This window comes from Leptospira paudalimensis (assembly GCF_026151345.1).
Lineage (GTDB): Bacteria > Spirochaetota > Leptospiria > Leptospirales > Leptospiraceae > Leptospira_A > Leptospira_A paudalimensis.
This window is the reverse complement of sequence record NZ_JAMQPR010000001.1, coordinates 1,717,934-1,731,965: the sequence shown is the minus strand read 5'-3', so window position 1 is coordinate 1,731,965 and position 14,032 is coordinate 1,717,934. Positions and strand designations below refer to the sequence as shown.

Genomic DNA, 14,032 nt, shown 5'->3' with positions numbered 1-14,032 from the left:
TTATTTGATCTCTTTCGGCAATGTTATCTTACAAAGATCCAATTTGGAGAGTGAATTTGCATAACTAAGTAGTTTAACTTCATCAAAATGCGAAGATGTTAATTGGATTCCAATTGGAAGTCCATTTTGATCAACACCGGCAGGGCAACTGATCGCTGGAACGCCTGCTAAATTAACAGAAGTTGTCAGAATGTCAGCTTGGTACATTTGAATGGGATCTTTTGTTTTTTCTCCCACTTTGAATGCTGTTGTTGGAGATGTAGGTTGTAAAATGATATCTACTGATTTAAAAAAATCTGCATATTGTTTTCGGATGAGAACTCTAGCTTTTTGAGCCTTACCATAATAAGCGTCATAGTAACCTGAACTCAATGAGAAAGTTCCTAGTAATATCCTTCTTTTGACTTCTTTTCCAAATCCAGCACTTCTTGATTCTGAATATAAATCCTCTAATTTTCCAGTGGTTTCCTTTCGTAATCCGTATCGTATTCCATCAAAACGACTTAAATTAGAAGAACATTCTGCAGTTGCGATTAAGTAATATACTGGAATTGCATATTTCAAAAGGGAAAAATCTAATGCGACTAACTCTGCACCTTTTTCTTGCAATGATTTCAAAATTTCTAAATACCTTGCATTCACATCAGGTGAAAAATTAAAATCTTCAGTTTTCATGATCCCAATTTTTTTACCTTTCCAATCAATTGTATTCACGGATTTGGAATCAAAATGATCTACTTTAGCGGTTGTTTGGTCTTTTGTATCAAGTCCTGATAAAATTTCTAATAGGTCACTAATCCCTTCCATGTCATTGGAAAAAGGTCCAATTTGGTCTAAACTGGATGCATAAGCAACAAGTCCATAACGCGATACTCTTCCATAAGTAGGTTTTAAGCCCCAAATTCCACAAAGTGCAGCTGGTTGCCGAATCGATCCACCTGTGTCTGAACCGAGTGAAATTGGTAACATGGAAGCTGCTACTGCTGCCGCCGAACCACCACTTGATCCACCAGGAATCCGATCTGTATCAAATGGGTTTTTAGATGTTTGGAATGCACTGTTTTCTGTAGAAGAACCCATTGCAAATTCGTCCATATTCAGTCTCGGGAAAAAAACAAAACCTTTCTCTTTTAATTTTGTGATGACTGTTGCATCATACGGAGATTCAAAATTTTCCAAAATCTTAGAAGAACATGAAGTGATTTCCCCTCTGATACAGATATTGTCTTTGATTCCGATTGGGATTCCATCGAATTCAGAGAAAGGTTTACCGACTTTTCTTCTTTCATCACTTGCTTTCGCTTCGGTAAGTATCTTGTCAGCATTTAGATTCAAAAATGCTTTCACTTTTGAATCACTAGCTTTAATTCGCTCTAAATATGCGGAGACTAACTCTTGTGAGGTTAAACTCCCATCATTCAGCTTTTTTTTGATCTCGGAATAAGTTAGAAATATAATATCTTTCATGTTTCAATCACCTTTGGAACAACGACATACCCATTTTCGTATGAAGGAGCAATTTTTGATAAATCATCTCGTTTTAGCGAGTTTTCACTTAAATCTTTTCTCAGTTCATAGAAAATTTGTTCATAAATCTCATCATCACCAACTTTCGATGTATCAAGATTTTTGATTTCATCTACATACTGTACAATTCTCGAGAAATCACTGAGCATACCTGCAATTTCACTGTCTTCAATGTTGAGTTTTGCTAAGTTAGCAATGTTCTTTAATTCTTTTTCATCCATAAGGTTTCCTCAGTATGCATTCCTATCTATAATCGCTTTTAAAGGTGTGAGTAAAATGATTTTTATATCCAAAAGTAAAGACCAGTTTTCGATGTAAAAAATATCTGCTTCGATTCTTTTTTCAATAGAGGTGTCTCCTCTATATCCTTGTACTTGTGCCCAACCCGTGATCCCAGCTTTTGCCGCATGACGACGCATATATTGGTGGTGTTCGTTTCTGAACTTTTCCACATAAAACGGTCTTTCTGGTCTAGGTCCAACAACTGACATATCACCAAGTAATACATTGAAAAATTGTGGTGTTTCATCCAAAGATAATTTACGTAGGATAGATCCAACTGGTGTTACCCTTGGATCATCTTTAACAGTCCATAATGTATCAGATTTTTCTTTGGCTTGGACAACCATGGAACGAAATTTGATCATTCCAAAAACTTTGTTGTCAAGACCAACTCTTTCTTGCTTATAAAAGATAGGACCTTTGCTTGTCAATTTCACAAGTAATGCAATTAAGAGATAGAATGGACTAAACAAAAGGATAAAAAATAGCGAAAACAGGATATCAAAGCTTCTCTTTAAAACCAAATTATATCCTAATCGTAGTGGAATGTTACGAATGGAAATAATGGGAATCCCATCTAACACTTCCACTCTACCTTTGGCAGTGACAATCTCTTCGTAACTGGGAATTACCTTTAAATCGATACCATGAAAATCAGCAATATCGATCACTTCCTTTAAGGAATCCCCTTCTTCGTGTGAAAGTGCATAAACAATTAAATCAATTTGGTTTTGCTCTACAAAATTTTCTAACTTGGTTGTCGATGTGACAGTTTGAATTTGTTTTGGGGAAAGATTTTTTTTACCAGCCACAAACCCTTTGACAGTATATCCATAAATAGAATGTTTTTGTAATGTTTTAGAAAAGTTAATGGCTGATTTACCAGTTCCAATGATGAGAACTGACTTTAAATTATAACCCTTGCTCCTTAGATACTGCATGAGTGATCTGAGAACAAAATGAGAAAAGGAAGTGAGGATTACCGTACAAATTGCAAAGTAACCGATCACCAATCGAGAAAAACTTTCTCCACGAAAGAAAAAGAGAAGAGATAATACAACTAGAAGATTGAGGATCACTCCTGAGATGATGGCAAAAAGTTCATCTGAAAAAGATAAACCTCTTCTTGGGTGGTATAAATCGATGGATAAAAAGGAAACGACTTGGGAAAATCCAAGCACTATTCCCAGGATCAAATAATTGACAGGATCAATTGTTTGGATTTGAAAACTAGAATCTGGAGATAAATAATACCTAACTACATAAGCTGTTAAAAAACTAGCTAAGCCTATAAAAAAATCAGTAACTAAAAATAGTAATTTGAATGATTGGCTTCTTTCTTTTAGCATTTGGTTACCATCTTTAATCTGTTAAATCTGTCGAAGTCCCATCTAATGGACGTTTTCTGAATCGATACAATCTTACCCTTGTTGCTTGGGCAGATGCTGAATCTCCAAAACTGAAATTTGTTAAATTTACAGATAAATATACGGATTGATCGTAAAAAGTTAATTGGTTGTTGAGAGCAAGACCTCCCGGTAAAGCACGAAGGTTCATACTATATCCCAATCGATACTCCCAATTATGAAGGTCCATCTTAAACGTCATCATAAACCTGTTGATATTAAAAACAGTTTTTTGTCTCTCCGTTTGTCCTTTAGCTCCGGTTCCTGATGCCAAATCTTCCCAGATAGTCGTTTGGTCATAATTGGTTCCAGTTTGTGCAGTATACAGTTCAGGACTTGTATTTAATGCATAAAACTGACCTTGTGCAAGTGCAGTTAGGCGCCAAGGTTCAGTTACTCTGGAATCTAATTCCAATTCGAGTCCTGTGTAACGAGTTACTTTCACATCTGTTTTGAAAAAGAATCGGTAACTATCTAAAAAACTATCTTTGTAAACATGGTACCAAGTTGAACCAATTTCCAAACTGCGGAATGCTCGAATGATGGGCCAAGAAAATCCTCCCATTTTATACGATACAGTTAGGTTGTTAGATAGAGATCGATTTTGTGGAGTATGATGAACATAATCATTATTGATAAAAATACCGGAATAAAAGTTTCGTTTTCGCTCTAACAAACTTGGTCTTCTCGTTGTGAACCCATCCACAAAATCAAAAAAACCACCAATCCTAACAACTGTATAGTACCAACGTTGCATATTGGTAAGACCAGGGTTATAAGAAGATGAAAACTGACGTAAGTCCCTGATGGTCCGAACTGAAATATCCCAATCATTTAAGGCATAACTTTCTAATGAAAATTCAGCCTCGTGTTGGCGTAAATTACCCAAAATTGGATCTTTTGCTTCTGCTTTATCTGCATCTAATCTGCGATAAGTGGTTGAAAGGAAAATTTCTGGAATTCCCATACGAACTGTATGAGATTGTCTTACATATTGATACGATTGTTGTTTGAGTAAAGTTGCGTATGCTTTGTTTACATCGCGGTCTGGTCCGTTTAACTCACTTCCTGTTCCAGGGAATTCAACAGATTGTTTTGTGGCTCCCATATAAACGGATGGAGTAAACGACATGTATGCTCCCATCGCAATTGGGGAACGAAACCCTGTTTCTCCTACCACATTCGTTTGTGACCTTAATACATAATCTTGGTATTGGCTTCTTGGATCCACTACACCTGTGGTTGGATTTAACTTTTGTTGTGGTGGCCCGTAAATTCGATTGATGTTTGTTTGGAACAACAAATCCCAATAAACAGGGCTAGCAGTTCCTGGGATTAATCCAATATTACTGGAATTCCGAATGGTGACAGCTGGTAATGTATCTTGTGCTGCAAAGAATTGATTTGCTTGGATTTGGTAAATGAGGGTTCGACTCATGGAAATACCAACACTCAAATCCCCTCTATTTTCTGTATAATTGAAGTTCCAGTTTAGAAGGTTTCTGATAAGTCCAAAACGTACATCACGGTATGTATACAATGATTGTAAAGAATTAGAAGGTTGGTATCGATTTCCAAATTCATAATCAAACAATCTGTTACTATAATTTTCGTATTGTAATTGAAAGTTTCTAGTGTAATCTTTTGAAAAATCATTAAATTTAGCATTTAACCGTAAATCAGCTTTCCACCAAGGGTCATAGTTAACACCCGTATTACGATAAGGAAGACTTGTATTCGGAAATAATTCTCCCCGATCTACGTTATTGGTTACTGCAACTGATCCAATTCCACCATTTTTGAAACGATCTTCATAAACAGGAGTGATAGCTGTGTTTTTATAATTAGCATAACCTAAGTTGATATTATAATTGAGAATGGGTGAAACTTTCCACATCTCTAACTGAGCAGCTTGGCCCGTTTTTTCATACATATCAAAACGAAATTTATATCCGTTTGCTAAGAATAAACTATTTGGATAAGAATCTGACCATTGGTAAGAGTTTTGCCAAAACCAACCTTGTGTGTTATTTTTACCAAACTGTGTGGTAACACCATTACCAGATTCTGAATTGTACAAAAACGGTAACATAAAAAGAGTTGTGCCACCAACTTTATAAGAAACCCACTGCGCTACTACCGTTCGATCATCATGGATGACAATGCGTTTGGCTTGGAAAGATTCGTGTGGGAGTTCCGCATTACATGCAGTAAAGTAACCCATTTCTAATAGGTATCGTTTTTCATCCAATCGTTTGATCTTTTGACCAATGAAGTGGGAAGGAAACATACTTAACTTAGAATTGTATACAACACCTTGGTTTAATTTTAGATCATAGATCATACGATCTCCAATCACCTTGGCATTTCCGTCTTTGTATTCCACTCCCCCTTCTGCATAAATTTCTTGTCGATTTGCGTCGATGGAAACAGAATCAGCAATCAATTCCCCTGCTTTGATTTTAACACGCACCTTCCCTCTTAAAACAAGGACTCCACCTTTTGTTTTGTCGATGTTCATGAGTTGACCCTCAGCAGCATTCTGGATTTGAATGGGTGGGCCTTTTTTGGGTTGTGAGGCAAGTAAAGATTCGGGTGTGAGTGGAACCTCTTCAGGAGGCACAAGTGCTTCCCGTAATCGTTCCCGTTTGGTATAAATTGTTCCTGTAGGATTCAAACCTAAATTTCTTAAGTTATCGTCAACTTCTCGGTCCGTCATGCCATCAACAGATTTGCGAACAATGCCTCTTTGGATTTGAGTTGTTGTCTGTTTTCTTTCTTCTTCTTGTTGGTTTTTCGTTGGTAAGGATTGGTCAGGGAATAGCAGTTTTAAGCCATTAGTATCCTGTGCCAGAATTTCCATTCCGATAAGAAAACAACAAAATAGTATGAGAAAATGAATGGATTTTTGCACAGCGGGCTTTGGAAGTATAGAACGAGAGTTTTACCCCTATCGAAAAAATCAATGGAAAACCAGGTAGAAATTCGAGTCTGAATCTTGTAAATTCTATGAAAAAGAGGTTGCGTAAGTTTCCGAGGAATGGACATAATCAAAAGGCTCGAGACTTGGGCATAGGTGAGTTTTGAATGGCTAAAACCTACTCTGGAGAACGCATTCCAGGTACCTTACGGTACAACCTCAAAATAAGAGACGGACAAGAAGAACACATTGTCCAAGTTCCAGAACCTTCGATCCAAATCCTAACCGATGGTTTTGGTCCAGAGGAAAGTGCCAACCGATTAGCCCTCGCTTTGCTCCTTGACTTTACGAAAAACCCTCAACTTTCCTTTGCCTATTACAAAGATTTTAATTTTTTCTTAGCGGGTCTTTTGTCAGAAGACAATTGGTTATTACATTCCAATCGTATCGAATTATTTTTTAAATTATTAGAAACACCCCATTTGGACAAAAAACCTATCCTATCAGGGAATCCTTCTTAGTCATTTTTTAGTTCAAACAGGTTTTACAATGGGTAAGGTAAACACCCAAGAAGAGTACTCTTCATCACGTGTTAGGTTACCTTTGTGTTCGGCAATAATGCTACGTGTGACATCTAAAGAATTCATTTGAGATATTCCCATCATCAAATCTTCCGCACCATTGTCTTTGATTTGAATTTTGACAAATTCTTTTCCTTCCTCACCGATCACTGACAGCGAAACAGAAATTTTCCTGCCTATGGAATCTTCTCTAGTATTCACTCGTAACCTTGCGTCTTGGATTAAGTTGAGAAGGACTTGTTTGATTTTTTGAGGTTGGCAATACACATGAGGGACGTCTCCCATTTCCAACTCACATTGGATTCCTTCTTTTAAAAAGTATTGGTGGAGGAAGGAACGTGTATCATTTAAAATGCTAACTAAATTGGAATACGTCCATTGGGAGCTAGTTGATTGTGAATACGAAACTAAGTTTTTCACAATCTTAGCGATTCGTTCTGATTCTTCTGTAATTTTTTCAGCTTTTTCCTTTAAGCTTGGATTAGATGTTTTTTTTGCCTCTAAAAGGATAAGGTCCGCTAAATTGAGTATGGATGTAAGAGGATTATTAATTTCGTGCGAAATGCCGGAAGCAACAAGTGCGATGGTTTCCCATTTTTGGTTTTCAGCCAATCGACTTTCCACAATTCGGATGTGCTTTTGTACTTGTGATTTATAAATTGCCATTTCCACAGAAATATATAAATCCCGACTATTAAATGGTTTGATCAAATAACCAAATGGTTCAGTGGTTTTAGCACGATTGATTGTGGCTTCATCAGAATAAGCAGTGAGGTAAATGACTGGAATTTCCTTACTTCTTTTGATTTTACCGGCAATTTCAATTCCATCCATCGGGCCATTCAACATAATGTCCATGAGAACTAGGTCAAAGTGTTCGGATTCAATTTGTTCAATCGCATCATTTGCTTCCGATACATAAGTAGCATTGTAACCGTATTGTTTTAAGGTTGAACAAATATTGATCGCAATGATCCTTTCGTCTTCGACAACTAGGATTTTTTTTACATCAGTTTCTTTTTGATTTTCCACAATAGATGTCATTGTTTTATACAACCAGTCTCCACTATCAAATAGAATAATTTCCGTTTGTCAACAGAATCCAGACAACAAATCTCTGTATTGTGGACCAGGAACTGAATGATGCCCAAAGACAAGTGGTTTTGGCCAAGAAAGGCCCGATTTTAGTGGTTGCTGGGGCAGGGACCGGAAAAACCAATACCCTCGTCCATAAATTGGCCCATTTGGTAAAAAATGGTACAAATCCTGAATCTATCCTTTTGCTTACCTTCACAAGGCGTGCTGCAAAAGAAATGTTGGGTCGTGCTTCTAGTATTTTGGACAACCGTATGATGTCTGTTCGAGGGGGAACCTTTCATTCCTTCTGCCATCATTTTTTACGTAAGTTTGCAAACGTTATCTCATTAGATTCGAATTTTACGATATTGGATGAGGAAGACACAATTGGATTTGTCGGTATGGCGAGAGAACAGGTTGTCTCAACAGGAACAAAAGTTCGGTTTCCCAAAAAAGAAACACTCGCTGAAATTTTTTCTGCTTGTTTCAATTTGCAAATTTCATTAGAAAAATACCTGCAAAGAGAATATCCTATGTTTCTTGGTATCACAAAAGAAATCCAAGAAATCAAAACTAAATTTGCCGATCTCAAAGCTAAACATAACTCACTCGATTTTGACGATTTATTAGAATTCACTCGCAAAATTCTTGTCTCGGATGAAAGAATTCGACAAAAAATGTCCTCCACTTATGAATATATACTGGTAGATGAATACCAAGATACAAACAAAATACAAGCGCATATCGCTTGTTTACTGGCAAGTATCCACCAAAATATCTTAGTTGTAGGTGATGATGCACAGTGTATTTACGGATTTCGTGGAGCAAGTGTTCATAACATGTTGGACTTTCCAAAAATTTTTCCAAATACGCAAATCATCCAACTCACAAAAAACTACCGAAGTGTCCAAACTGTTCTCAACCTTGCGAATGCAGTATTAGAAAAAAGTTCTGAAAATTATAAAAAGAATTTAATTGCAGCCACACAAAAACATGCATTACTACCATTTTTGGTAACAATAGAGTCATTTGAGGAAGAAGCTGAATGGATGGCAGGAAAAATTTTGGAACTTTATGAAGAATGTGTCCCCTTTTCACAAATAGCTGTCCTATTTCGTTCTGGATATTCCTCCCATTTATTAGAAGTGCAATTAAATGCGAAAAAAATCCCCTATCGTAAGTTTGGTGGGAAACGATTTTTGGATTTGGCACATGTAAAAGATGTAATTGCGTATTTAAAAGTTGTTGAGAATCCAAGAGACATTCTTTCATGGAATCGAATATTATTATTAGAGGAACAAATTGGTAAAAAATATTCCCAAATCCTTTATAAACGATTGGAATCGAACCAATTCCAATGGAAAAACGATGCTAATTTTTTCCTTGGATTACCAGAAAATACAAAACAATCTTTTTCAAAACTCATGGACTGTTTAGACAAACTTTCCCCTTACCAACAATCCACTAATCAGATATTAGAATCCATTTTATCTCATTATATAAAAGTGTTAGAAGATAACTATGATGATTCCGAAAAAAGGAAACAAGATTTGGATTCTCTTTTACTTCTATCAAAAAATGAAACTAAGTTGTCAGATTATCTTTCCAATCTAATCCTAAATCCTGTGGAAGGGAAAGAAATTGGAAACTCTGATGAATTAAAAGATGAATATTTGACATTATCTACAATCCATTCTGCCAAAGGATTAGAATGGAAAGTTGTATTTACAATGCAGGTGGTTGAAGGTAATTTACCTAACCATCGCATCCGTACAATAGAAGAACTCGAAGAAGAAAGGCGTTTGTTTTATGTGGCAGTTACGAGAGCAAAAGACCTACTTTTTCTAACACATCCGGCATTTAATGACAAAAACCGTTTTACTTCGGTTAGTCGATTTATTTCAGATTTGGACAAAGAATTGAAATTGTATGAAACTTTAGAACCAAAAAACAATAACAATTCTGAAAATAATGGAAATGACCAGGAAAACAATCCACCTAGTTCTTCCTTTCAGAATATCCAAAATTACTTTTTGAATTGATTTTTCTACTGCCTTCCTGGATCATTTAAGCCATTGGGGGATTTATGAAGAATCACTGGAAAACCATTTTTTTGACTTCATTTTTATTATTATTTGTATCATGTGCATCCAATGATCCAAAAGAAACAACAGATTCCAAAAACCAGGATACAAAATCAAACTCACGTAATGTGAATATGGAAGACCCCGAAAAAGGTGGAAAAAAATTTGGATGTATCGAAGGAAATTGTGTCAATGGAGTTGGTAAATATGTTTATGATAATGGAGACATTTATACTGGTTCCTTCAAAAACGATTTAAGAGATGGTGCAGGTAACTTTCTCTATGCGGATGGTGAAAAATTCAATGGGACTTATGTAGAAGATAAAAAACAAGGCCCAGGTGAGTACAATTTCAAAAACGGTGATAAGTATGTTGGAGAATTCCAAAATGGCCAAATCAATGGAAAAGGAACTTATAGTTTCAAAGATGGGAAATCCGTTTCTGGTGATTTTTCCTCCGATGGCCAAGAAGGTATCGGAGTTTTAATCGATGATGGTAAATCTAGAAATTGTAAAATTACAGGAAGGAAGTTACTCTGTGAGTAACTCCTTCACATAACACAATTTGGTTTTTTACCAGATTGTAATGCAGATTCATACAATGCCATTGCCTTCGGCATGGCTTGGTTTAATTGTTTCATCCTAGTTTCATCAGAAGGGTGAGTTGATAAAAGTTCTGTTGGTTTCCCTCCACCCAGTGCACTCATATTTTTCCATAGGTTTACACTTTCTCTTGGATCAAATCCTGATTTTGCCATAATTTCTAAACCAATTAAATCTGCTTCCGACTCATGTTGTCTAGAAAATGGCAATAAAACACCAAGTTTTGCTCCCATACCAAGTGCACCTGCCACTGTTGGTTTCCCCAGAGTTTCAAGTAGTTTTACGGAACCAGAAGCCAATTGATTTTGGGAAACCCTTTCGTTTCCATGCCTTGCGATCACATGTCCAATTTCATGCCCTATTACTGCTGCTAGTTGGTCTTTATTCTTTGCAACAGAGAACATTCCTGTAAATACACCTATTTTTCCACCAGGTAAGGCAAACGCATTGGGTGTATTGTCCTTAAACACAATCACTTCCCAAGAATCTACACCTGTTGTATCTGTCGTAACACCTAATTCTGAATCTACAATACACCTTACATAAGCATTGGTGTTATTTCTTGTATCAATTGGAGTTTTGGATTTTAAATCATCAAAAGCTTGAGTTCCCATTTCATTCATTTCGCCATCACTGACTAAAATGATTTGTTTTCTACCAGTTGGTGATGTATTACAGTGTAATACAAAAAGAACTAAACTTATCAATTGTAAGTGTTTCATTACTTTTCCTTTTTATAAAATGAATCTAAGAATGGCATGATTTCTGGGAATGGGATAGGTTTGGATAACCAATACCCTTGGATTTCATCACATTTATATGACTTCAACAATTCTAGTTGTTCTAACTCTTCGACACCTTCTGCGACTACCGAATAACCCAAATCATGAGCCATATTGATAATGGAGATCAGTAAAAAACTTTCTTTTGATCCAACGTGAACATTATTTAAAAACGATTTATCAATTTTTAAAATAGATAAAGGGAGTTTTTCTAAGTAAGATAATGAAGAAAACCCGGTTCCGAAATCATCTAGAGCCACTTTCACACCAATATCAATTAGGTTTGATAAAATAGGTACAGTCTCTGATAAATTTTTCATAGCCAAACTTTCAGTGATTTCCACTTGGAGTGAAGTGTATGGTATCTTTCGTTGTTTGTGTAAGTCGACTATCCAATGAAAGATGTTTTGATCAAAAAAAACTTGTGGGCTTAAATTTACAGCAATTGAAATGGGATATCCTTTTTTAGTTTGTACCTCTTCGATCACATTTGCGGTTTGTTCTAAAACAAATCGTGTAATGGGTACTATCAAACCTGAATCTTCTGCAAGTGGGATAAATTCTGCAGGGGAAACCATTCCCCTTTGGGGATGACGCCACCTAACGAGTGCCTCCCAATGCCCAATTTTGTTGGTATTTAGATCTAAAATGGGTTGGTAAAAAACAGAAATTTCATTTTGAGTGAGGGCTTTTTTTAAATCATTTTGGATCTCTAGTTGGAAGTGAATTTTTTCCTGCATTGCTTGGTTAAATACAGCTACCGTGCCCACTTTTTGTGATTTTGCATGGAACATTGCAATTTCAGCATTTCGCAGCAATACATCAGCTTCTTTTCCACCAAGTCCAAAGGCTGAAATACCACAGGAAGCGGTTAAATAAATTTCATATCCACCAATTGGAATTGGATCGCCAATGTATTCAAGCAAACGGTATGCATAATCAAAAGCTTCCTCAATTGAAAGTAAATGATTGAGTAAAATGGAAAAATTATCGGCACCTAATCTGGTGATAACAGCTTCTTTATCAGAGAACTGTTTTAGTCTCTGAGAAAATATAATCAAAATTTTATCACCAGCTTCATTTCCAAGGGAATGGTTGATGCGTTTGAAATTGTCTATATTGATACAAAATAAGATTGGATATCCGTCTTTTTTGATATTATAAGTGAATATTTTTTGTTCAATCCTTGCAAGATACAATGCTCGATTGGGTAATCCTGTAAGATTATCATAAAATGCATCATGTGTCAGTTGTTCTTCTGCTAATTTTCGATCCGTAATGTCATGATGGATTGCAATGTATTGGAACACCGAACCATCCGTTCCGATAAAAGGAACAATTGTTGTATCAACCCAAAATCCACTTCCATCCTTTTTAGTATTGAGTATCTCACCACGCCAAACGTGACCTTTATGAATGGTTTCCCAAATTTTTTCCCACTCGTCTTTTGTTTTGTTTTGGCTTTTTAAAATTCTATGATTTTGTCCAAGTAATTCTGTCACTAAATAACCTGTACATTTTGAAAATGCTTCATTCACATATGTGATGATTCCATTTGCATCCGTGATCGAAACAATGTTGGCTTGGTCTAATGCAAATTTTTGTAATTGAATTTCTTTTAAAGATTGGAATAAAAAACTTTCAGTGGTGTTTTTTTCCTTCCGATAGACCAATTCCCTTCTTTCTCTTTCTAAAACTTCTGCTAACCTAAGTAATGTTTTACGATCTATGATATCATTGACACCAGACTTCATATACTGTAAGTTTTTTTGGAAGTCCTCTGGGTCAGATAAAAGGATAACTGGAATATCGATTTTTTTTTCGTTTAAGTATTTTAGATAAAGTGAAATTTCTAAATAAAAAGGTTTTCGTGTGCTACATATGATCGCATCCCAATCTTCTTCCATTACAGTTGATTCAAAAGAACCAAAGGATTCGACAACTTTGTAAAGTGGACTTAGTCCATTGGATTTCATTTCACGAATAATATCAAAAACGCTATTGGAATCGTTTTCTAGAATTAAAACACTGATTGGACTTCCCATTATGGTTGTGGTGAGGCGGATCTCCCTCGTTCAGCATAGGGAAAATTCTAAAAATCTCAACCTAAAAATGATTCGAAATTTCAATGATTTCTCGTCAAATGGACGTGTGCATCCTAAGGTTTTTGAGACGAGTTATATCCGAAAAGAGTATTTAGAACACGAGTTACGAAAGTTACTGCTAGATATGAATGATTTGGAATACAAAGATTTGAATGACTATGACAAAGGTGGTTATGATGGATTCAACCAAGCGATCACTTTGGTCTTAAAAAAATTGCAAAACTAGGGTTTTTTCTAGTAGAATGGTAAGTCGATCTCTGTCGGGAACCAAATCTACAAAAATTCTTTACAAAATTTGTGTAAAAACAGATAGTATACGTGCCAGTAGGAAGTTCAATGAATTTCACAACAAAACAAGTTAAAAATCATACAGTTGTTACTCTAGAGGGTTCCCTCGACATTTATTCTGCACCCGCACTCAAAAAAGAGCTCCATAAGATCATTGATGATGGAGCAGAATCGGTAGCAATTGATATGATTAATATCAAATTATTAGATTCCTCTGGGATTGCTCTGCTTGCCAATTTACAAAAGAAACTCAAATCAGAAGAAGGGCAGTTTTTCCTTCTCAATGTGAGCCAAGATGTGATGGTGATTTTAAAATTATCCAGTTTGGACAAATTTTTTACAATTTTAGGTGGAGAGGCGGAACTTCCGTAATCCACC

Annotated in this window: 12 protein-coding genes; 5 read left to right on the top strand and 7 right to left on the bottom strand. The window is 35.9% G+C overall.

The features are described from left to right. The 4 genes from gatA to ND855_RS08020 are packed head-to-tail and all read right to left on the bottom strand — an operon-like array spanning position 1 to position 6,078. Positions 1 to 1,467: an Asp-tRNA(Asn)/Glu-tRNA(Gln) amidotransferase subunit GatA gene (gene gatA / locus ND855_RS08035; RefSeq protein WP_265357919.1), complete on the bottom strand. Its 1,467-nt coding sequence runs from the start codon at positions 1,465 to 1,467 to the stop codon at positions 1 to 3. Beyond that, complete coding sequence (gene gatC, locus ND855_RS08030; RefSeq protein WP_100726816.1) at positions 1,464 to 1,748, bottom strand: Asp-tRNA(Asn)/Glu-tRNA(Gln) amidotransferase subunit GatC; 285 nt, start codon at positions 1,746 to 1,748, stop codon at positions 1,464 to 1,466. Before gatC ends, gatA begins: the two co-directional genes overlap by 4 nt. Before the next feature lie 9 nt (positions 1,749 to 1,757). Beyond that, positions 1,758 to 3,158, bottom strand: a complete 1,401-nt coding sequence (locus ND855_RS08025; protein ID WP_265357918.1) for an undecaprenyl-phosphate glucose phosphotransferase — start codon at positions 3,156 to 3,158, stop codon at positions 1,758 to 1,760. Between the two features lie 13 nt (positions 3,159 to 3,171). Further along, on the bottom strand, positions 3,172 to 6,078 hold the full coding sequence (locus ND855_RS08020; RefSeq protein ID WP_265357917.1) for an LPS-assembly protein LptD: 2,907 nt from the start codon (positions 6,076 to 6,078) through the stop codon (positions 3,172 to 3,174). Positions 6,079 to 6,302: 224 nt separating this feature from the next. On the opposite strand from ND855_RS08020, the gene ND855_RS08015 reads away from it, so the two are divergent. Continuing rightward, positions 6,303 to 6,656 (top strand): hypothetical protein, encoded by a 354-nt coding sequence (locus tag ND855_RS08015; RefSeq protein WP_265357916.1) that lies wholly within the window; start codon positions 6,303 to 6,305, stop codon positions 6,654 to 6,656. Positions 6,657 to 6,668: 12 nt separating this feature from the next. On the opposite strand, the gene ND855_RS08010 is transcribed toward ND855_RS08015, so the two are convergent. Next, positions 6,669 to 7,760, bottom strand: a complete 1,092-nt coding sequence (locus tag ND855_RS08010; RefSeq protein WP_265357915.1) for a response regulator — start codon at positions 7,758 to 7,760, stop codon at positions 6,669 to 6,671. An 80-nt stretch (positions 7,761 to 7,840) separates the two neighbouring features. Between ND855_RS08010 and ND855_RS08005 the strand changes: the two genes are divergently transcribed. Both ND855_RS08005 and ND855_RS08000 read left to right on the top strand, forming a co-directional pair. Next, positions 7,841 to 9,835 (top strand): ATP-dependent helicase, encoded by a 1,995-nt coding sequence (locus ND855_RS08005; RefSeq protein ID WP_265357914.1) that lies wholly within the window; start codon positions 7,841 to 7,843, stop codon positions 9,833 to 9,835. Positions 9,836 to 9,879: 44 nt separating this feature from the next. Continuing rightward, positions 9,880 to 10,422, top strand: a complete 543-nt coding sequence (locus tag ND855_RS08000) for an MORN repeat-containing protein (protein WP_265357913.1) — start codon at positions 9,880 to 9,882, stop codon at positions 10,420 to 10,422. 5 nt (positions 10,423 to 10,427) lie between these two features. On the opposite strand, the gene ND855_RS07995 is transcribed toward ND855_RS08000, so the two are convergent. Together ND855_RS07995 and ND855_RS07990 are read right to left on the bottom strand one after the other, a co-directional pair. Beyond that, positions 10,428 to 11,201 (bottom strand): M48 family metallopeptidase, encoded by a 774-nt coding sequence (locus ND855_RS07995; protein WP_265357912.1) that lies wholly within the window; start codon positions 11,199 to 11,201, stop codon positions 10,428 to 10,430. Further along, a complete protein-coding gene (locus ND855_RS07990; protein WP_265357911.1) occupies positions 11,201 to 13,306 on the bottom strand; it encodes a GGDEF domain-containing phosphodiesterase in 2,106 nt (701 codons plus the stop codon). The genes ND855_RS07995 and ND855_RS07990 overlap by 1 nt, the downstream gene beginning before the upstream one ends. A gap of 106 nt (positions 13,307 to 13,412) precedes the next feature. On the opposite strand from ND855_RS07990, the gene ND855_RS07985 reads away from it, so the two are divergent. Both ND855_RS07985 and ND855_RS07980 read left to right on the top strand, forming a co-directional pair. Continuing rightward, positions 13,413 to 13,592, top strand: a complete 180-nt coding sequence (locus ND855_RS07985; protein WP_108959128.1) for a hypothetical protein — start codon at positions 13,413 to 13,415, stop codon at positions 13,590 to 13,592. 110 nt (positions 13,593 to 13,702) lie between these two features. Then, on the top strand, positions 13,703 to 14,026 hold the full coding sequence (locus tag ND855_RS07980) for an STAS domain-containing protein (RefSeq protein WP_100726824.1): 324 nt from the start codon (positions 13,703 to 13,705) through the stop codon (positions 14,024 to 14,026). The last annotated feature ends 6 nt before the right edge of the window (positions 14,027 to 14,032 follow it).